We start from the raw sequence: 18663 nt of genomic DNA on the forward strand, positions 1-18663 counted from the left end.
CCCGAAACAACACCCTGACCAGGGGTAACCCACCGGACACCCTCCCGGAAGACCCTGATCAGCCGTCCCGTATGCTGACAACAAGACCAGCCCCCGTAGCCCAACGGCAGAGGCAGCGGACTCAAAATCCGTCCAGTGTGCGTTCGAATCGCACCGGGGGCACCAGCCTTCACCAGGCAAAACAACCGAATATGTGGATCATGGAAATGGTCCTGGGTGCGGCCTTGGGTGCGAGTACACTCAAGGCCATGAGTCGTGCACACCCCGATGAACGTCAGCGCGGTCGCATCGAGGAGCGCAGCAAGACGCTCCGGGTGGTCGTCTTCGCGGGCAACGACCCGGTGACGGGTCGCCGCACCTACCTCCGCGAGACGATCAACGGCACGGACAAGGCCGCCTACAAGCGCGCCGAGAAGGCGCTCACCAAGCTGCTGGCACAGGTCGACAGCCAGCGCTCCACCCCGTCGACGGTGAGCCTGTCCTTCGCCCTGGACGAGTGGATGCGCACCAGCGAGATCGAGGACAGCACCCGACACACCTACAGCGGCTACATCGACCGCTCGATCAAGCCGGCGCTCGGCGAGACTGCGGTGAACAAGATTTCCGCGAGGATGCTCGAGGGCTTCTACACCGAGCTTCGACGCTGCCGCGCTCGCTGCGATGGCAAGCCCTACATCGAGAAGCACAAGAAGCCGGGCGAGCACGACTGCGTCGCCGAGGAATGCCGTCCGCACGCGTGCAAACCGATGGCCGCCTCAACGGTCCGCCAGATCCACGCGATCATCAGCGGCACCCTCGACGCCGCCGAACGCTGGGACTGGATCAGCTCCAACCCTGCCCGCGTCGCACGGAAACCGCGCCAGAAGCGCCCGGAGCCTGATCCGCCCACTCCCGCCGAGGCAGCGCGACTGTCCGAGGAAGCGTTCCGGATGGACGAGGACTGGGGCACGCTCGTCTGGCTCGCCATGACCACCGGCATGCGACGCGGAGAACTCGTCGGTCTGCGCTTCTCCCGCATCGACCTCGACGAGGAAGTCATCGACCTCCGCCGCAACTGGGTCCGCGGCAAGGAGAAGGACACCAAAACCCACCAGAACCGCCGCATCGCCCTCGACTCAGAAACCGTCACCCTGCTCCGCGAACACCGCGACCGCGTCGCCAACCGAGTCCGAGACCTAGGCGCCAAGTTCAACGACGACCTCTACGTCTTCGCCGGCACCCGACACCCCGACCACACCCGGCCCTACTCCCCCAACGCCATAACCCAGCGCTACAAGGACATGGCCGATCGGCTGGGCATCAAAACCCACCTCCACGCTCTGAGGCACTACTCCGCCACCGAGCTCCTCACCGCCGGCATCGACCTTCCCACCGTCTCCGGCCGCCTCGGCCACGGTGGCGGAGGCGCCACCACCCTCCGCGTCTACGCAGCCTGGGTCGCAGCATCTGACCGCAAGGCCGCCGAAATCCTTGGCTCGCGCATGCCCAAACGCAAATCCCCGAAAGATTAAGTTCTGGTTCCATCCGTCAAAACTCCACCACAATTGAGACATTAGCGGAGAATCTCACTAGTTTCACGAGAGGTTGCCACATGACGCAAGATACTTTTCTAGGGTTGCCTCCGTCCGGATGGTCAGCAATATCGTCCTTTATTGCAGCGGCCGGAATCATTGGGGCGGCGGTCACCATATTCATCGCATACAGGCAGTTCAAAATTGCGCAGCAAACGCACGAGAATCAAACCCGGCCGTATGTAATCGTCGACTTTGAATCGAATCCAGCCTCATGGCACTTGTACGACCTAGTGATCAGGAACATCGGATCAACGCCCGCATACGACGTGTCGATTGAAATAGATCCGACCCCAATCCGCTCCAAGGAAGAGGACCATAACACTTTCGCCGACGCCAGGGTTCTAAACGAGACGACACCGATGATCGCGCCGAATAGGGAGATTCGACTCTTTTTCGACAGCATGTTTGACCGTCGCCATACCGACCTTCCAAGTCAGCATAATGCCACCGTCCGCTACACACTGGAAGACAGAAGCAAAACCTGGACCGAAACCAGCATCCTCGACCTGGATCTCCACGAGGGTGCAAGTCAGGTTACAAACTACGGAATCCATCACGCAGCCAAGGCACTGAGAGATCTTGAGAAGACCCTACGGAAGGAGCTTCGTAAGATCGACCCATTGGAAGTGGTAGTTGAAGACCGGGAAATCAATATCGAGAGAAGACGAAAAGAACACGAACAAAGATCCCAGAGAATAAAGGAAATCAACGAGAAACTTATCTCGCCAAATAACCAACAAGGGGAAGATGAGACGTCGGAGGAGGGGTGAATCCCTAAAGCGCTCTCCTGCCAGCACCAACACACACGTACCCTCCCCTTGTGAGCGATGAGCGCGGAGCATGGAAGACGTACGGGGAGCGGCTGGTCTACGACAACCGGTGGGTTCGGTTGGGGTTGGCTGACGTGGAGGCGCCGAACGGTGAGCGGTGGGAGTACCACGTCGTTCACCTGGCGCGGATCGCGATCGCTCTGATCGTGGACGAGCAGGACCGGGCGCTGATGCTGTGGCGCTATCGGTTCCCGACCCAGCAGTGGGGTTACGAGCTGCTTGGTGGCTTGGTCGACGACGGTGACGATTCGGCTGGCACGGCCGCTCGCGAAGCAGCTGAGGAGAGCGGTTGGGAGCCGGTCGGCGAGGGTCAGCACCTGGTGAGCTTCGAACCTCTGCCTGGACAGGTCACCGCTCCGGTAGACGTTTATCTGTGGCGCGGGGCGAAGCACATCGGCGATCCGACCGACACCGAGGAAGTCGGCCAGGTCGAGTGGGTGCCGCTATCTCGGGTTACTGAGCTGGCGCAACGGCAGGAGCTGCTCGGTTCGGGAACCCTGGTGGCGCTGCTGTACTTCCTCGCTTCACGCAACACCCTCGGTGGAACCGGGCAAGATCAGCCCGCCGAGCCGGCGTAGGTGCCGATCTGACTTGATCTGAGCTGCCAGACGTCGCGCTTGCCTGGAGTGGTCAAGCGCGGCGTCGCGGTCTCCAGCCGCTGCAAACGCTAGCGCCAGGTCGACAAGCAGGCCTGTTCGCGCCCGCACGAACTGCGCTGGCACTCGAGGAAGCGCTTCGACGAGCTGGTCGATCGCCTCGGGTTCACCGAGCTTGCTCAGAGCGTTGCCGCGCCAGCGGTCGAGGTGCGAGCCACCCAGGAAAAGGAACGGCAGCGCGGCATCGACTGGCTCGGATGGCAACAACGCATCTGCCACGTCGAACGCCCGCAACGCACCGTCGCGGTCGCCAATGGCGGCCAGTCCCTCTCCGTGAGCTGCGGACAGCCACGCTCGCAGCAGCGGCGGTGCCGTCCCCTCCGCGACCTCACAGGCGTACGCGAGCTGTTCGACGGCCGAGGCGGTCTCGCCGACGTCGATCAGCACGAACGCCTGCTCCGCCGCGGCGTGTGCCAACAGGGCCGGAGCCATGGCCTCTCGGGCCGCTGATTTTGCACGTTCGTAGTGCTCCCACGCCTGCCTGAGGGCATTCCGGTCCAGTGCTTCCCAGCCCGCCAATGTAGACGCCTCGGTGAGCGCACCGGCGAGCCTTTCCCGTTGGCTGCCAATGGTGTTGTAGCTGAGCAGGTCTTCGACCTGCTTGATGGCGCTGCGGAGCTGGTCGAGCAGTGTGATCCCGCCGAAGCGGCGGTCGACGTGCCTCGCATCGTTGATCTGCCGCAGGAAGACCTCGACCGTGTCCGCATCCACGGTCTTCGCCATCGCCAGCCTCGACCGCAGCTCCGCGGCGTCGCTGTCCTCGGCCTCCGGAGGAAAGCCGAGTTCTTCGTTGGTGCGGCCGTAGATGTCGCGGAACAGCCGCTGATAGGTCGCGCTGACGGCTTCGTGCCCGTTCTCCCAGCGGGAGAGCTTCGTCTTCAGGCTCGCCGCCGTCATCACCGGGACGCCGAGGGCGTCGGCGCGTTTGAGAAGCATGCGAATGACAGCCTCGGCCGAGTAGCCGAGCTGCTTGCGGACCGCCTGAAGTCGCTTCTCCCCCATCACCGCCCCCACCTTGAATAACGGTCCTGACCTGCGAAGTTAATTGCAGTTAATGGATTCGCGGTTAACCCGCGCCATCTGCAAAAACTTCCGCGAATGCCGTTTCTTGGTGGCATGCGCAGCACGAACGCAACCACCAGCCCGCCACTGCGGCGGGCCGTCGAGGACCAGAGCCGGCTACCCCGCACGCTCACCATCACTGCCGGTCCCAGCGCGCAGTCGCGCGTTCATCTCGTCAAGTTGGCGGGTGATCTGGCCGAGCTGACGCTCGATGGCCGAGAGCCTGGAGGGCACGTCGTCCTCTTTAAACACCGGCTCGCCGGCCAGGGGCGGCTCACGCCCTTCCAGCACTGCCAACAGATGTTCCGGGTGCCAGCCGAGCGCGAGCGACAGCGCTTCCAAAGTTCGCGCGCTGCGGCGTCGCTGCACCGTGTTGCGCTGCAACTCGCGCACCGTCGCCTGCGACACGTGCGAGCGCCGCGACAGCTCCCGCTGACGCATGCCCAGCTCGCTCGTGCGCTGATTGATCGCGCGCGCGACCGCAGCCCAGTCTTCCGTCACGTATTCCTCCGCGCTCCGCCTCAGCGCCGAGATTAGCGCGAAATAGCGAATCCGAAAGACAGACCCGGCTCACGAATCGCCGGGGTTCGACCAATCTACGCAATTGAGCGCTGAAATTGGCGTTCAAATGCGCCTAAACAAGCTGCTTCCTCTTCAATCGAAGGGCACACACCATGGAAACAAGCGCTGAAAACGCGCGGCCGACCTTCTACACGGTCCGTGAAGCCGCGCAGATCATGCGATGCAATCCCTCGACCCTCTACCGAGCCATCCGCGAAGGTGCGTTCCCCGCAGTTCGGGTCCGCACCCGCTACGTCGTCCCCGTCGCAGCGGTGGACAAGCTCGCCAATGAGGCCAGCACCTCCGGCGGCTGCGTTGACGTCGCCCGGATGGCCGCTGAGCACCGCACCGCCCAGGAGATCGCTCGGCTCACGGGTGGTGCGCGATGACCCACCTCGACATCGAACATCTCCAGCGCATCGCCGCACAGCTGGATCGCTTGCGGCACGTCCCCACCGAGGTTCTCGCCGAGGTCGTCGTGCGCGACGGCAGGTGCATGCAGATCACAACAGGCGAAGAACCGCCGGAACCCACCGGCGCGGACCCGGATCGGCAGCTCGCGGCCGATCTGTGCACGGGCTGCACCGTCCAGGACGCATGCCTGGAGCTCGAATTCCGGTTGCACGGCGGACGAACGCTCGGCGTGTGGGGAGCAATGTCCGATCAGGACCGAAGAGCGCTCTACCCGATTTGGTTGGCGCATCGACAGCACGGACCAACGAGCAACGAGGAGGTGACCGGCGATGATAGTGCAACTGACACCCGTTGAAGTGCTGATCGGCCTGGGCATCGTCGTCGCCTTGTTCGCAGTGTGGCGTGCGAGTGCGCGCGCTGCGCACCGGGCTTCCGAGGCGACGCGGGCTGGAGCCCGACTCATGTCGCTCACAGGGCGGGTGCTGCTGACGGCGGCGACCATCGTCGGGGTTCAGTGGATCGTAATAGTCAATCCTGGCAACACGGTGCTGCTGCTCTCAGTGCTCGCGGTGCCGGCTCTGCTCGCGTCGTACACGCTCACCCGGGCTCTGACCGTGACCACGCTCGACACTCCGCAGCGAAGGAGTCGGCGGCGATGATCGGGCAGGTTCCGCCTCCGGCGAAGGGTGGGCGGCCACTACCGCCCACCCGGGCCGAGGCCGAGCACGTCGAACAGGTTCGCAAGCAGGTCGACCGGTTGTGCTGGACGGGCATCCTGCTCGGCCTGGCCTTCACGATGACCAACGTCCAGCAGTTCGCTGCCGCTGACTCGCCACCGTGGTCGCTGGTGTGGTTGGCGGCGTGGCTGCTCGACCCGATGGTGTCGCTGGTTCTCTTGGCGATCCTGCGCGCCGAGCAGGTAACCGCGAGGTACGGCATCCGCACCGGTGGCTGGGTGCGTGCTGCGAAGTGGTTCACGCTCGCGGCCACGTACGTCATGAACACCTGGGCCGCATACGCGGCCGGCGAGGCCGACTCCGTGGTGCTGCACTCCGTGCCTCCGCTGGTCGTGTTCGTCGCAGCCGAGGCCGTGACCGATCTGCGGGACAAGCTCAGCGAGGCCGTCCGGACAGCGTTCACGAACGCAGCTGTCGACTCGCCTGACAACGCTCCCGATGACCACGAGCGGCCGGCTCGCCCAGCGAGAGTCAAGCGACGGACGTCGTTTGAGGAGTACTTGGAGCGGGCGCGCAGCGCGTGGAGTCCGGACGTGACGGTGTCGCCCTCGTGGATTCGGGAGGTAACTGGCTGCTCGCGTGGACTCTCGTCGCGGCTGGCCGCCGCACTCGCATCTGAAGTGAACGAGGGAGGTGATCCGCGATGAACGAGCAGGGCGAGCCGCTCCCGGTGCCACGGCCATCGAGCGAAGTCGAATCCGCGATCTTCGACGCAGAGCTCGTGGACGATCCGCCGTCGATCCCGAAGCTGACCCGATGGCAGCGGTTCATGAACTGGTGGGAGCGTTCACCACGCGTGCCTGCCGCACTGAAATCACGGAAGGCCGCCAAACAGGCCCTCCTAGATCTCCTCCTGTTCGTCGTACACCTCCCGTGGCGGTTCGTCAGCGCCGTCGGCCGCGGGACGGTCGCCGCAGTGCGTGCTTGGCGTCGGTGGGTCCGGGTTCACGACTACCGGGACGCTGCGGAGCAGTCCGAGAAGCTCGCGGACAAGTTCATCGAGATCCGAGAGCTGACCCTGTTCCGGTGGAAGGTGACCGGAACAGCCGCGTTGGCTTCCGCCGCCGTCGTCGTGGTCGCGTACGTCCTGTACAGCGCACCAGCTCTGTGGGCTGCGGCTGGCTTGTCGGCTGCGACGTTGGCAATCTTCGGACGCCGCAAGGAGGGATCGCCGGGCCGGAAGCCCGTGCTGTCCGGCCCTCGCAGCCTGACCTGGACGATGGACCCGCAAGTCCTGGTCGAAGCGTTCCGCGATGCCAAGCTGATCGGCAAGGACGAGTCCCTCCGCCTGGTCGAAAGGGCTGCTCACGACGGCGCGGGCTGGGCGGTCACCGTCGATCTGCCGGCGACGCGCAAGGCAGCGGACGTCATCAAGCACAGGGAAGCGCTCGCATCAGCGCTTGCAGTCGATGAGCTGCAGCTCATCATCGAACGAGTTCGAGGCCGCGGCGGGCACGCCGGTCGCGTCTTCCTGTGGGTCGCCGACGCCGACCCGTACGCAGGGCCTCCGATGCGATTTCCGCTCCTCGACGTCGAGCAGTGGGACGCGTGGCGAGCGATCCCGTTCGGGCGCGACGCTCGCAACCGTCGCGTCGACCTGCAGCTCGTGTGGACATCGTTGCTCATCGGCGCGATTCCCCGGCAGGGCAAAACCTTCTCGACCCGACTGCCCGCTGCAGGGTTGATCCTCGACCCGCACGCACGGCTGTACGTCTTCGACGGCAAGGGAGGTAAGGACTGGGAGGCCGCAGAGGCCGTCGCGCACCGGTTCGTGTGCGGTGACGAGATCGAGCACGTCGAGGCCGTTCGCGATCACCTCGTGGAGCTGGTGGCAGAAGTCCAATCCCGCTACGCGCGGATGTCCAGGCTTGATGACGACATCTGCCCGGAATCGAAGATCACCCCGGCAATCTCCCGGGACACCGACCTCGACATGCCGATCACGGCCGTGATCATCGACGAGGTGCAGGTGTACCTGGAGAACCCTGCCCGCGAAGACGTCGGCGGCAAGAAGAGCACGATCGGCGCCTACATCGCTGACCTGCTCACCTACCTCACGAGGAAAGGTCCGGCCGTGGGTATCGTGGTCATCCTCGCCACCCAGCGACCCGACTCGAACACGATCCCGTCCCGGCTGCGCGCGGTGCTCGGTTCGCGATTCGCGTTGCGGGTCATGGACTGGCGTGATTCCAACATCGTGCTCGGCGAGCAGATGAACACCCGGGGTTTTGATGCCTCGACGTTGCTCCCGAGCCACAAAGGGGTCGGCATCCTCCGACCGGACAGCGAAACCGGCGCGGACACCATCGCCACGTTGGTCCGCACGTTCTTCATGCCGAACCCGGAATGGCGAAGCATCTGCGGCCGCGGAAGAGCTCTGCGGGAGGCAGCCGGAACGTTGACCGGACATGCCGCTGGTGATGACCTGCAACGGGCAGTCGACCCAGCCGCAGTGGCCAAGGCGCTCGGCAGCGGCTCCGAGGTTCTGGACGACCGCTCGGCACTGCCAGAGCCCCTGTCGTCGGTCGTCGACTACCTGGGAGACGACATCGACCGGCGCGATTTCGTACCGACGGCCGAGCTCATCGACGCACTCGACACCGAACCGACTTTGTTCGGCCGGCAGATGGGCGAGCTCGGCTGCCAACCAAGACGCGCCCGCGTCGCCTCCGAAGACGGCTCCGTGCGCCAGGTCCGCGGCTACTACACCGCGGACCTCCGGGAAGCAGTGGACGAGGCCCACACGGCCGAGGAGAAGGGAGGCGAATAGGCGTCCCATGACAGCCGCGAACCCGTCCCAACTGTGACAACCACGCCCGCACCCGTCCCACGCGACGGGACGCGATCAAGTAGCCGTTGACCAGGCAATACACTCAGCGGGGCGGCTGGGACGGGTGTCCGCGCACCCGTCCCAGCCGTCCCAAACCAGGCTTCATATCGACTTCACGAGCCTCACGACTGCAGCCTGTCCCACGAGAGCTCTTTCAGCTTCCGTGCTTGGCGTCGGTAGCGAGAGTTGGTAACTCACCCTGGCTTCGCAGGAGCTTCGCGACACCCTCCAGAACGCCAGCCACCTGGCCCAGGTCAATTTCATCCATACGTCCGGCAGCGACCTCGTACGCAACGTCGTCGAGAAGCCATTGAGTCTTCCGCAGCAGGACCGCAAGCGCGGCAACCTCGCTGGTCACTGGCTCACTCCCGCCTCGACCAACACATGGGCTTCGCGATTGCACTCCGCACAGGTGGGCCACAGCCATGCGAGCTCGGTTCCCCGAGCGACGGTCACGGAACGCCGGCACAGCGCAGTGATGCTCTCCCCCACCGCATATGCGCCAGCGAGGCGGATGTCCGCCGTGGCATGGCGACCGCCGTCCGCAGGCACCCAGCGAAACGGATGCATCCTGACACCTCCAAGATCCCCAGCTCGAACAGCGTGCGCAGGGACCGGAGCCCGAGGGGTCGGTCACGTCCGGCCCCGGTCCCTGCCTTCGAACCCGGCGACGCGCGAAAGCGCGGAGAGCACGCCGCCAGGCCGAGGTGTGACCGCGAGTAGCCATCCCGATCACACTGAAATAAGCTTGTCTACTGAGCGATATAAGCGCCATGCCAGGAACACGACACAAGGAGGACTTGGGGACCACCCGCGCGCGGACGGGAGGGAAGACCGTGCGGCCACCTCGCACTTTGCTCGAGCAGAAGATCCGAGAGCGACGCCAGACGCTAGAGGAGTTCGCTGAATCAGCAGAGCGGTTCGCCCGCGATCATGGCGAGGCAGGCACGCTCGGTGTGCGCCACCTGCAGCGTCTCGTCTCCGGTCGAGGATCCAACGGGCGGCCACTCGGCCCCGTTCGGCCGGCCACAGCCCGGCTCCTCGAGAAGATGCTCGACGCGAATATCGAAGAGCTGCTTTCGCCGGTGACGAGCCCGGCCGCGGCCGACGAACCAGCAAACGAGCTACGCCAGATGCTGCACACCTCGCGGCAGGTCGACGACCAGGTGCTCAACCTCCTGCGTGAGCAGCTCGCAACGATCCGTCGCCTTGATCGTCAGCTCGGCGCAGTCATGGCCCACGAAGAGGCTTGCCTGAAGGCCGCGCAGGTCAGCTCGCTCCTCACCCACAGCCTTCCCGGCTCCGTCCGCGAACAACTCGCCGCCCTGCTGTCCGAGCTGCACACCCTCGCGGGCTGGCAAGCCCTCGACCTCGGCAAGACCAACAGCTCGTGGCAGCACTACGAACAAGCCAAGCGAGCCGCCCGCGAGTCCAGACTCGAGTCCTACGAAATCCACACCGCAGCTGAGCAGGCATTTGTGCTGCTCGACATCGGCGAAACCAAAGCCGCGACGGAACTCCTCGAAGTAGCGCGAAACCGGAGCAAAGCGGGATCGCCACCGGTGTTGAACTCGTGGCTCGCAGCCGCTCACGGGGAAGCACTCGCCGCCGACAACCAACCTGCCAACAGCCTCCGAGCCTTCGACACCGCTTCCAAGCTGCTCCCTGTCGACAGCATCAACCTGGACGGCCCCTACGTAGCGCTCGACTCCGTACACCTGGGGCGCTGGCGAGGCCACGCCCTCGCCCGATTCGGAGCCCCTGAAGCGATCGACACACTGATGTCAGCACTAGACGAGCTCGACCCGACCTTCGTTCGGGCCGAGACCTCGCTGCGGATCGACCTGGCAAGAGCCTTCGCGGCCGCCGACAACCGCGAAGCGGTTAAACCCCAGGTCGATAGGGCCTCATCTCTAGCTGAAAGCATCGGCTCAGTGCGTCAACAACGCCGAATCGCGGCATTGGAGTGCGGATAACCGGACCATGCGCCAGCACTGCGGTGCCGAACAACTCGCCAGGCCGACGGCACTGACGCCGAATCGGCATGCCCGACAACAAGTAGCGTGCCGCTAAGCCCCAAGAGCGCGTTAGTCAGCACCAGTACCCACGACCGGCTGCACATGCGAGTGACTTCTGTCGTCAGCGTCGCATCGCCGGCCGCCAGCGCGTAGGTTGTTCCAGGCACTGAAACCGGGAACGGGTGTACGTGCTGGTTCGTGCGTGCGTAGAGAGGTTCGTGAGTGACATTGCAGTCGGGGCTGTTCCCGGAACACGCGGCCCAGTCGGAACAGCGTCACCTAGCGGAAAACCCCGATGCGGTCGCCCTGCGGTCCTCGCGGGCGCTGGGTTGGGGCGCACTTCTGGCGCCGCGGAGGACCCTGCTGGGAGCCGATGTTCATCCGGTGGTTGAGATCGACACTCAAGCACATGCCGTGCGAAAGCAGAACGATCAGTCTCCCATGCTGGACCGGGACACCCTGGCCATGTGGGAATGGCCGGAATCCGGGCCGGTACGTGCGCCGGAGGTTGTCAAGATCGTAGGCATTCTCAGCCGAGGGCGATCATGGCGTCGCGCATTGTCAGGTGCTGCACGGCTGCGAGGGTTCTGCAGCACTAGCTGAGATGCGGACGCAGTCGCGTAGGTCGTTGCCGCAGTAGAGAAGCAAGGTCGGCAGGCACGTGTGTACCAGGTCGATCTCTGCGTAGCCGCAGACATAGCCGACGCGGTAGCGGACGCGCCGCCGCAAGCCAGCTGGCGGCCGTTGTCTCTGCGGCCGGCCCGAGCTCGGCATGGAGTACATCGCGCGGAGGGAACCCTCCGAGTTCGGTGTCATCGTTCGACGCGGACTTGAAGGCGGCTTCAAACTGCTACACCCGGCCTTGCCGTACTTGCGCGACGCTCACGGCTCCGTGCTCGCGATCACGACCGCCGCCGTCGGCCGCGCCGGGACGCCCCGCCCTCCGCTCCCAAGGCTGGCGTTCAGGCGATCGTCCAAGGGATCGCTGCCGAAGAGGGTCAGTTCGGAGTCCGCGCGAACTGCATTGGTGTGGGCTTCCTCGAAAGGTCGGGGCATGTGGCCCTGGTCGAGAACCGCGACCACACCGAGGAATACCTGGAGACCGCGCGACGCAAACTCCCGCTGCAGACCTTTGGCCCAGTGTCCGACATCGCCGAAGCCGCCCGCTTCTGCTGTCCGGGGTGCCGTCTGCGGCGGCAACGCGCCACTCGGCCTGGAGGTCCTCGCAGCGCGTGTCACTCTCCTGGGCCGACAAGCAAGCCAGCGGCCGAAGCTAGCGACTCTCCTCAACCTTAATATAGAATAGATTCTATTTCGCGCTCTCGGTGCCGCCGTGGCGGCAGAGGGACGATGGCCGCTTCGCCCACAGGAGGGACTGCATGGACGCATCCGTCTTCGACCTGAGCCCGCAGCAGCGCGACCTGACGGAACGGGCTCGTGCCTTCGGGCGCAAGTGGGCACCGCACGCGGCCGCCATCGATCGCGACGATGACGCCCCTTTGAGCGAGATGGTGCGCGACTCCGTTGAGATGGGAGTAGCGGGGATCACGATCCCGTCCGAGTACGGAGGAAAGGGTCTCGGGGCCATCGAGTTCTCGCTGGCCGTCGAGGAAGCCTGCCGTGCGATGGGGTCGTGGATGGCCGGCGATGTTCTGTTCGCGACGACCTGCACAGGTTCTGATGATCTCCGACAACGGGGAGGCGCAACGGCATTTCCTCCCGGAGATCGCCGCCGGCCGCCGGACCGCGGGTATCGCGCTGTCCGAGCCGAACCACGGCTCCGCTGTCACCGACATCGAGACGACAGCTCGCCGAGAAGGCGATAGCCTCGTAATCAACGGCGACAAGCGCTTCATCACCGGGTGCCCCGAGTACGACACCTACGTGACGTTCGTACGGCTGGACGACACACCCGGAGTGAAGGGCATTGGCGCGGTCGTGATGGAAAAAGGGATGCCCGGAATCGAGTTCGGCGAAGGGCCGGAGTACATGGGCTCTCGTGGATCACCCCACGGCGAGCTGCACTTTAGGGACTGTCGGATTCCGCAGTCCAGCTTGCTGATGGCCGAGGGCAGCTTTCCCACGTTGATGCAGGCATTCAACATGGAGCGGCTCTACATCGCGTCGTTGTGCCTGGGCCTGGCGGAGAGCGCCTACGATGAAGCCATCACCTACGCCGACAAGCGACACCAGTTCGGCAAGCCGATCAACGAGTTCCAGGCCGTCTACCACCTCATCGCCGAGATGTGGACCCAGATCGAGTCGATCCGCTACCTCACCCAGAAGGCCGCGCTGACGGCAAAGCAGGGCAAGTTCCCCGAGCCACTCGACGTCTCGGTGGCGAAACTGCACGCCGCCGACGCTGCACGCGACGTGTGTTGGAAGGCCATGCAGGTGCTCGGCGGCAACGGGCTCGTCACCGGGTTCCCCCCCGGAGCGGTGCTTTCGCGATGTCATCGTGTCGTCCATCGCAGGCGGCACGATTCAAGTCCTCAAGGACACCATCGCGTCTCAGCTCCTCGGCAAACGCCTGGACCAGCGTGCACGCTGACGCCGCAGGTGGACTCCGGCATTCGTGCCCGCCCATCAGCACGGTGCTGGAGTCCACAGCACAGCTGAAGCTCGGCTCACCGATCTTCAGTTGCCCACCTTCGGTTAATTAACGTAGATTAGAATTATGTCCTTGGTCTGTGACCGTCCTCGTCGTTCGATCCTCTGCGTTCCCGCCGGCGACGACCACAAGCTCAGAAAAGCGTTGCACGCCGGCGCCGACGAAGTCGTCGTCGATCTCGAAGACGCGGTCGCGCTCGGCGACAAGGATCGCGCGCGCGAACAGCTGACGGCCTTCGATTGGCCGGATCACGGCCCAGCCGTGGCGATCAGGGTCAACGCCGCCCGCACACCCTGGTGCCACCGCGATCTTGAGATGGCCGTATCGCTGGGGCAGGTCTCGTCGATCGTGCTGCCCAAGGTCGAGTCCGGCACAGACGTCGGCTTCGCGGAACGCCTGCTCGACGGGCTCGAGTCCGCAGCCGGCCGACCGGCACCACTCGCGATCGAGGCGCTCGTCGAAACGCCCTCCGGGGTGCTCTGCTTATCCGACGTGGTGGCACGCAACAAGCGACTGCGCGGTGTGATCATCGGCTATGCCGATCTCGCGGCCTCGCTCGGCCGGAATCAAACCACGGATCCAGCAGCATGGCGCGGCGTGCAGGACACCGTCTTGCTGCACACCGCGGCAGCAGGCATCGCGGCCGTCGACGGACCGTACCTCGGCGTGGCCGACGACCGCGCCTTCCGCACCGCAGTCGACACAGCCGCTGCAGCGGGCTTCCAAGCGAAGTGGGTGATCCACCCGCGTCAGGTGGCACATGTGACAGAAGCGTTCACGCCGTCCGCAACAGACGTCGACCACGCTCGGCGAGTCCTGACAGCCCTGGAAGAGGCAGCCGGCTCCGGGCAGGGCGCGGCCGTCGTCGATGGCGCTCTGGTCGACGAGGCGATGGCAGTTGCTGCGCGGCGCGTACTCGGAAGGATCTCGGAATGACGGCAGGAACTTCCATCGACGGACCGTGGTTCGAGGACCTCGCCGTCGGGCAGGTCTTCGACAGCGCTCCTGGCTGCACGCTCACCGAAGGTCGTGAGAGGCAGCACCAGGCGATCGTCGGCGACCGCTGGCGTCTCACACTCGACCACCACCTCGCAGATCGGGTCGCGGGCGTTCACCCCGCGAGCCCCGCCATGGTGTGGAACGTCGCGATCGGCCAGTCGACGCTGGCCACGCGCCGGGTCCGGGCCAACCTCTTCTACCGTCGACTGGCACTGCTCCGCCAGCCCTGCATCGGCGACACCCTCCGGACGACGACCACCATCGTCGCGCTCCGCGAGAACTCCCGCCGCAAGGGACGAGCGCCGACGGGGCTCGCCGCACTCCGCATGCAAACCGTCGATCAGGAGACCAGGCCGGTCCTCGACTTCTACCGCTGCGCGATGATCCCGCTACGACGCGAGCAGCCCACCGGGCACGCCGACGACCTCGACGCCGTCGGAATGCAACTTCCGCAACCGCAGCCCGATGCCCTGGTGCCGAACTGGGACCGCGATGCGTTCCTCGCAGGACGTCGCACCGAGGCGCTTCCCGAGCCCGGCACCGTCTTGGACGTCGCGACCGGCGACGTCATCTCGGGCGCACCCGAGCTGGCCCGACTGACCCTGAACGTCGCCGCCGTCCACCATGACGGTCGCGCCGCGGGCGGTCGGCGTTTGGTCTACGGCGGACACACGATCGCCGTCGCCGCATCACAGCTGCTGCGCGCACTGCCCGACCTCGCCACCGTGCTGTCCTGGGACTCCTGCGATCACCTCGGCCCGGTGCACGAGGGCGACACGCTGACCACGAAGGTCACCGTCGGCCCCTCGTTGGCCGCCCCCGGTGGATGGCGAGTGGTCGAACTGCGCGCCGAGGTGACCGCCGAGGACGGCAGCAGCGTTCTCGATTGGCGCCTCTCGGCTCTGCATCCATGATGGACGCTCGACCGGGTCCGGTGCCGGTGAACGGGTGCACCAGCGACTCTCATCCGATGCCGACCAGGTCGCCGGGTCTCTGCCGCATCAACGCGCGCACGTAACCCTTTAACTGTTGTTAAAAATATGCATCAACCTGCACACGATCACTGGGGTACGCCATGACGACCGAAACCGCCGAGCAACCGGCAGACTGGACCGAACCCGGCCCGCACACCGTCGTTCCGGGCGTGCACCGCATCCCGCTACCGCTGCCGCTGACCGGACTCACCGCAGTCAACGCCTATCTACTCGAAGGCCCCGACGGCTTGATTCTCATCGATCCAGGGTGGGCAAGCCCTGCCAACGAGGAGGCCATCGCCGCCGCGCTGCACGCGCTCGGCCACCAGCTCAGCGACCTGACGACCTGCTTGGCCACGCACCACCATTGGGATCACTACACGCAGGCGTACGCCTGGCGCGACACCCTGCGCACTCGCCTGCTGGTCGGTCGCGAAGAACACCACAGCATCGGGGCCTACGGACAGCACAGTGCCAGGTTCCCGATGCATCCGGAACTCCTCGACCGCTGCGGAGCACCGGAACTGGCCGCCCGCCTGCAGACTGAGGAGCCCCCCGAACACGAGAAGGACGTTCCGTACGGGCTCCCCGACGGATGGCTCGAACACGGCGAGCGAATCCCGCTCGCACACGACGCCCTGGAAGTGATCGCCACTCCTGGCCACACCCGAGGTCACATCGTGTACCAGCACTCCGCCGCGGGCGTGCTCTTTTCCGGAGACCACGTTCTTCCGACGATCACGCCCTCCCTCGGTTTCGAGATGTCACCCGCACCTCGCCCGCTGCGCTCATTCCTCTCATCGCTCAGGCTCCTGCTGAACCAGCCCGATGCAGCCCTACTTCCCGCACATGGCTTGGTGACGACCAGTACCCACTCCAGGGTCCGGGAGCTCTTGGACCACCACCAGCAGCGTCTCGACGAGGTGGAGCACATCCTCATGGCAGGTGCGACCACCGCCTACGACGTGGCGGCGCGGCTGCCGTGGACACGCCACCGGCGGAGGCTGGACCACCTCGCGCTCGAGCACCAGATGTCGGCGGTCATGGAGATCGAGGCACACCTCGACGTGCTGTCCATGACCGGGCGGGTGACCTCGACCAACAACTCCGCGGTGCGCCGGTACAGCGCTCGGAGCCGTTCCTCCAAATTTTAATCTATGTTAAACTATATTCGCTCCGCAGGACCGCCAGCGCGAAGGAGTTCATGGTGACCACGCTCTCCCCCGAGGAGCAGGACGTCGTACGCACCGTTCGGGACTGGGTCGACTCGGAAGTGCGCCCCGTCGTCCGCGAACTGGAGCACGCCAACGAGTACCCGGAAAAGCTCATCGAGCAGATGAAGGAACTCGGCATCTTCGGCCTGGCCATTCCCGAGCCTTACGGCGAAGCTCCCGTGTCCACACCGTGCTACGTCGGCGTGACCGAGGAGCTGGCACGGGGCTGGATGAGCCTCGCCGGAGCGATGGGCGGCCACACGGTGGTGTCCAAGCTCTTGCTGCACTTCGGCACCGAATCGCAGAAGGAGCACTACCTGCCGAAGATGGCCACCGGCGAGATCCGCGCGACCATGGCGCTGACGGAGCCAGGAGGTGGATCAGACCTGCAGGCGATGACCACAACGGCGCGCCGCGATGGCGACACCTATGTGATCAACGGGGGGAAAACCTGGATCAGCAACGCTCGCCGCTCACAGCTCATCGCGCTGCTGTGCAAGACCGACCCCGACGCGAACCCACGGCACAAGGGCATCAGCGTCTTGCTCGTCGAGCACGGCCCAGGACTGACCGTGTCGCGTGACCTGCCCAAACTCGGCTACAAGGGCGTCGAGAGCTGCGAGCTCGCCTTCGAGGACTACCGCGCTCCCGCCGGCGCGGTCCTGGGTGGCGAGGAGGGCCGAGGCTTCGCCCAGATGATGAAGGGCCTGGAAACCGGTCGCATCCAGGTCGCGTCGCGGGCGCTTGGCGTGGCGCAAGCGGCGTTCGACGACGCACTGTCCTACGCCCAGCAGCGGGAGAGCTTCGGGCAACCGATTTGGAAGCACCAGTCGATCTCCACCTACCTCGCGGACATGGCCACCAAGCTCACCGCCGCCCGCCAGCTCGTGCTCCACGCCGCCGAACGCTCCGACGCCGGACAGCGCTGCGACATGGAGGCCGGGATGGCGAAGTTGTACGCCTCGGAAGCGGCAATGGAGATCGCGCTCAACGCGGTTCGCATTCACGGCGGCTACGGCTACTCGACCGAGTACGATGTGGAGCGGTACTTCCGGGACGCACCGCTGATGATCGTCGGCGAGGGAACCAACGAGATCCAGCGCAACGTCATCGCCGGACAACTGGTCAGCCGAGGCGGCCTGCCTCATTGACCGACGTCACCGCCGCGCCCGAGCGACACGGCCGCTATTATTGATTCGTGGCTAGAAAAGCAGCTCGCAACGAGCAGGATGAGACCGGCGGTGCCAAGTCCGCCCGCACCCGTCAGCGGATCCTCGACGCGGCCGCTCACGTGCTGAGCCGCAAGGGCTACGCCGGAACCCGTCTCACCGACGTGGCCGAGGCCGCCGAGCTGCAAGCTCCGGCCATCTACTACTACTTCCCGTCCCGGGAAGACCTCATCGAGGAAGTCATGTGGTCCGGCATCGCCCACATGGCCGAGCACGTGCAGGCACAGCTCGACGCTCTTCCCCCGGAGGCCGCTGCCCTCGACCGAATCGAAGTCGCCGTCGAATCGCACCTGCGGTACCAGTTGGAGATTTCCGACTACACCACCGCCGCCACCCGCAACGCCGGCCAGATTCCGGAGGGCATCCGGGTTCGCTACAGCGTGGAAGCGAATCGTTACGGCGACATCTGGCGCAAGTTGCTCGATGACGCGAAGCGGGACGGCTCGCTTCGCGTCGAGCTGGACGCTCGCGCCGCACGCATGCTCGTTCTGGGCGCGCTCAATTGGGCGGCTGAATGGTGGAACCCCCGACGCGGGTCGCTGGAACAGGTGATCCGCACCGCCAAGTCGATCGTTCGCAGCGGCCTGGCCGCCTCCCCGGAGGACTCCGAGACCACTGCGTCAGCATCGAAGCGACCGCGGGCGCGCAAAGCAGCCAAGACGCCCAGCTGAACCAATCCACATCAGCGGTGTCCGGTACTCGTCGACGCGGCGAACGCCGCTCCGACTTGCTCGGGCCGCGTCCAACGAGCACCGATCACCGATTGTGCATCCGCACCCTTCGGACCAGGTCGTCGACCATCGTGGCTTCGTGACCGGCCGGTCCGGCTAGGGGGTGTCCTTAAAGTGGGTGTGGGTGACCTGGTTTGATCTTGGTTGATGGTGCGTAGGCATGAGCTGACTGATGAGCAGTGGCAGGTCATCGAGGCGTTGTTGCCGGCCTCGGGTGTGGCGG

20 protein-coding genes, 1 tRNA gene and 1 pseudogene are annotated in these 18663 nt (G+C 65.3%); 18 read left to right on the plus strand and 4 right to left on the minus strand.

The genetic code is table 11. From position 1 onward, the window contains the following. Positions 1 to 89 precede the first annotated feature (89 nt). From E1181_RS19640 to E1181_RS19655, 4 genes are all read left to right on the plus strand, one after another. Positions 90 to 165 (plus strand) — tRNA-Leu (locus E1181_RS19640). Between the two features lie 83 nt (positions 166 to 248). Beyond that, positions 249 to 1511 carry a site-specific integrase gene (locus E1181_RS19645; RefSeq protein WP_165944680.1) on the plus strand — a complete coding sequence of 421 codons (1263 nt, stop codon included), beginning with the start codon at positions 249 to 251 and terminating at the stop codon, positions 1509 to 1511. A gap of 80 nt (positions 1512 to 1591) precedes the next feature. After that, positions 1592 to 2344, plus strand: coding sequence for a hypothetical protein (locus E1181_RS19650; protein WP_132676869.1), 753 nt, complete (start codon positions 1592 to 1594; stop codon positions 2342 to 2344). A gap of 50 nt (positions 2345 to 2394) precedes the next feature. Beyond that, positions 2395 to 2982 (plus strand): NUDIX hydrolase, encoded by a 588-nt coding sequence (locus tag E1181_RS19655; protein ID WP_132676871.1) that lies wholly within the window; start codon positions 2395 to 2397, stop codon positions 2980 to 2982. On the opposite strand, the gene E1181_RS19660 is transcribed toward E1181_RS19655, so the two are convergent. Together E1181_RS19660 and E1181_RS19665 are read right to left on the minus strand one after the other, a co-directional pair. Beyond that, positions 2929 to 4062, minus strand: a complete 1134-nt coding sequence (locus tag E1181_RS19660) for a protein kinase family protein (protein ID WP_132676919.1) — start codon at positions 4060 to 4062, stop codon at positions 2929 to 2931. The genes E1181_RS19655 and E1181_RS19660 overlap by 54 nt on opposite strands. Before the next feature lie 177 nt (positions 4063 to 4239). Then, the gene (locus E1181_RS19665) at positions 4240 to 4623 is read right to left on the minus strand and encodes a helix-turn-helix domain-containing protein (RefSeq protein WP_132676873.1); all 384 of its coding nucleotides are present in this window, start codon (positions 4621 to 4623) and stop codon (positions 4240 to 4242) included. Between the two features lie 173 nt (positions 4624 to 4796). On the opposite strand from E1181_RS19665, the gene E1181_RS19670 reads away from it, so the two are divergent. From E1181_RS19670 to E1181_RS19690, 5 genes are read left to right on the plus strand one after another with little or no spacing between them, the layout of a single operon-like run. Further along, positions 4797 to 5072, plus strand: coding sequence for a helix-turn-helix domain-containing protein (locus E1181_RS19670; RefSeq protein WP_132676875.1), 276 nt, complete (start codon positions 4797 to 4799; stop codon positions 5070 to 5072). Continuing rightward, entirely contained in the window at positions 5069 to 5452 is a 384-nt protein-coding gene (locus tag E1181_RS19675) for a WhiB family transcriptional regulator (protein ID WP_132676877.1), read from the plus strand. Before E1181_RS19670 ends, E1181_RS19675 begins: the two co-directional genes overlap by 4 nt. Further along, a complete protein-coding gene (locus E1181_RS19680) occupies positions 5427 to 5756 on the plus strand; it encodes a hypothetical protein (protein ID WP_132676879.1) in 330 nt (109 codons plus the stop codon). Before E1181_RS19675 ends, E1181_RS19680 begins: the two co-directional genes overlap by 26 nt. After that, a complete protein-coding gene (locus tag E1181_RS19685; RefSeq protein ID WP_235876886.1) occupies positions 5753 to 6481 on the plus strand; it encodes a hypothetical protein in 729 nt (242 codons plus the stop codon). The genes E1181_RS19680 and E1181_RS19685 overlap by 4 nt, the downstream gene beginning before the upstream one ends. Continuing rightward, positions 6478 to 8604, plus strand: coding sequence for an FtsK/SpoIIIE domain-containing protein (locus tag E1181_RS19690; protein ID WP_132676881.1), 2127 nt, complete (start codon positions 6478 to 6480; stop codon positions 8602 to 8604). The genes E1181_RS19685 and E1181_RS19690 overlap by 4 nt, the downstream gene beginning before the upstream one ends. 214 nt (positions 8605 to 8818) lie before the next feature. Here the strand turns inward: E1181_RS19690 and E1181_RS19695 are convergent, their stop codons facing one another. Further along, positions 8819 to 9022, minus strand: a complete 204-nt coding sequence (locus E1181_RS19695) for a hypothetical protein (protein ID WP_132676883.1) — start codon at positions 9020 to 9022, stop codon at positions 8819 to 8821. Beyond that, positions 9019 to 9234, minus strand: a complete 216-nt coding sequence (locus E1181_RS19700) for a zinc finger protein (RefSeq protein WP_132676885.1) — start codon at positions 9232 to 9234, stop codon at positions 9019 to 9021. Before E1181_RS19700 ends, E1181_RS19695 begins: the two co-directional genes overlap by 4 nt. Before the next feature lie 284 nt (positions 9235 to 9518). Between E1181_RS19700 and E1181_RS19705 the strand changes: the two genes are divergently transcribed. The 9 genes and pseudogenes from E1181_RS19705 (at position 9519) to E1181_RS19740 (ending at position 18380) form a co-directional block, all read left to right on the plus strand. Beyond that, positions 9519 to 10640 (plus strand): hypothetical protein, encoded by a 1122-nt coding sequence (locus E1181_RS19705; RefSeq protein ID WP_132676887.1) that lies wholly within the window; start codon positions 9519 to 9521, stop codon positions 10638 to 10640. Positions 10641 to 11663: 1023 nt separating this feature from the next. Beyond that, complete coding sequence (locus tag E1181_RS32935; protein ID WP_408010225.1) at positions 11664 to 11978, plus strand: hypothetical protein; 315 nt, start codon at positions 11664 to 11666, stop codon at positions 11976 to 11978. An 83-nt stretch (positions 11979 to 12061) separates the two neighbouring features. Further along, positions 12062 to 12310: pseudogene (locus E1181_RS32940) on the plus strand (acyl-CoA dehydrogenase family protein); the annotation flags it as partial. A 52-nt stretch (positions 12311 to 12362) separates the two neighbouring features. After that, positions 12363 to 13301 carry an acyl-CoA dehydrogenase family protein gene (locus tag E1181_RS19715; RefSeq protein ID WP_207922222.1) on the plus strand — a complete coding sequence of 313 codons (939 nt, stop codon included), beginning with the start codon at positions 12363 to 12365 and terminating at the stop codon, positions 13299 to 13301. A 64-nt stretch (positions 13302 to 13365) separates the two neighbouring features. Next, a complete protein-coding gene (locus E1181_RS19720; RefSeq protein WP_207922223.1) occupies positions 13366 to 14229 on the plus strand; it encodes an HpcH/HpaI aldolase/citrate lyase family protein in 864 nt (287 codons plus the stop codon). Then, positions 14226 to 15206 (plus strand): MaoC family dehydratase, encoded by a 981-nt coding sequence (locus tag E1181_RS19725; protein WP_207922224.1) that lies wholly within the window; start codon positions 14226 to 14228, stop codon positions 15204 to 15206. The genes E1181_RS19720 and E1181_RS19725 overlap by 4 nt, the downstream gene beginning before the upstream one ends. Positions 15207 to 15367: 161 nt before the next feature. Next, positions 15368 to 16420: an MBL fold metallo-hydrolase gene (locus E1181_RS19730; RefSeq protein WP_132676891.1), complete on the plus strand. Its 1053-nt coding sequence runs from the start codon at positions 15368 to 15370 to the stop codon at positions 16418 to 16420. A 50-nt stretch (positions 16421 to 16470) separates the two neighbouring features. Next, the gene (locus tag E1181_RS19735) at positions 16471 to 17631 is read left to right on the plus strand and encodes an acyl-CoA dehydrogenase family protein (protein WP_207922225.1); all 1161 of its coding nucleotides are present in this window, start codon (positions 16471 to 16473) and stop codon (positions 17629 to 17631) included. 47 nt (positions 17632 to 17678) lie between these two features. Next, a complete protein-coding gene (locus E1181_RS19740; protein WP_132676895.1) occupies positions 17679 to 18380 on the plus strand; it encodes a TetR/AcrR family transcriptional regulator in 702 nt (233 codons plus the stop codon). Positions 18381 to 18663: the final 283 nt, after the last annotated feature.

It is taken from the genome of Saccharopolyspora terrae (assembly GCF_004348435.1).
GTDB lineage: Bacteria > Actinomycetota > Actinomycetes > Mycobacteriales > Pseudonocardiaceae > Saccharopolyspora > Saccharopolyspora endophytica.

Bases quoted from the DNA above. Each gene is read 5' to 3' on its own strand.
- E1181_RS19645 (WP_165944680.1), top strand. From the start codon at position 249: ATGAGTCGTGCACACCCCGATGAACGTCAGCGCGGTCGCATCGAGGAG.
- E1181_RS19650 (WP_132676869.1), top strand. From the start codon at position 1,592: ATGACGCAAGATACTTTTCTAGGGTTGCCTCCGTCCGGATGGTCAGCA.
- E1181_RS19660 (WP_132676919.1), bottom strand. From the start codon at position 4,062: ATGGGGGAGAAGCGACTTCAGGCGGTCCGCAAGCAGCTCGGCTACTCG.
- E1181_RS19670 (WP_132676875.1), top strand. From the start codon at position 4,797: ATGGAAACAAGCGCTGAAAACGCGCGGCCGACCTTCTACACGGTCCGT.
- E1181_RS19675 (WP_132676877.1), top strand. From the start codon at position 5,069: ATGACCCACCTCGACATCGAACATCTCCAGCGCATCGCCGCACAGCTG.
- E1181_RS19680 (WP_132676879.1), top strand. From the start codon at position 5,427: ATGATAGTGCAACTGACACCCGTTGAAGTGCTGATCGGCCTGGGCATC.
- E1181_RS19685 (WP_235876886.1), top strand. From the start codon at position 5,753: ATGATCGGGCAGGTTCCGCCTCCGGCGAAGGGTGGGCGGCCACTACCG.
- E1181_RS19690 (WP_132676881.1), top strand. From the start codon at position 6,478: ATGAACGAGCAGGGCGAGCCGCTCCCGGTGCCACGGCCATCGAGCGAA.
- E1181_RS19700 (WP_132676885.1), bottom strand. From the start codon at position 9,234: ATGCATCCGTTTCGCTGGGTGCCTGCGGACGGCGGTCGCCATGCCACG.
- E1181_RS19715 (WP_207922222.1), top strand. From the start codon at position 12,363: ATGATCTCCGACAACGGGGAGGCGCAACGGCATTTCCTCCCGGAGATC.
- E1181_RS19725 (WP_207922224.1), top strand. From the start codon at position 14,226: ATGACGGCAGGAACTTCCATCGACGGACCGTGGTTCGAGGACCTCGCC.
- E1181_RS19730 (WP_132676891.1), top strand. From the start codon at position 15,368: ATGACGACCGAAACCGCCGAGCAACCGGCAGACTGGACCGAACCCGGC.
- E1181_RS19735 (WP_207922225.1), top strand. From the start codon at position 16,471: ATGGTGACCACGCTCTCCCCCGAGGAGCAGGACGTCGTACGCACCGTT.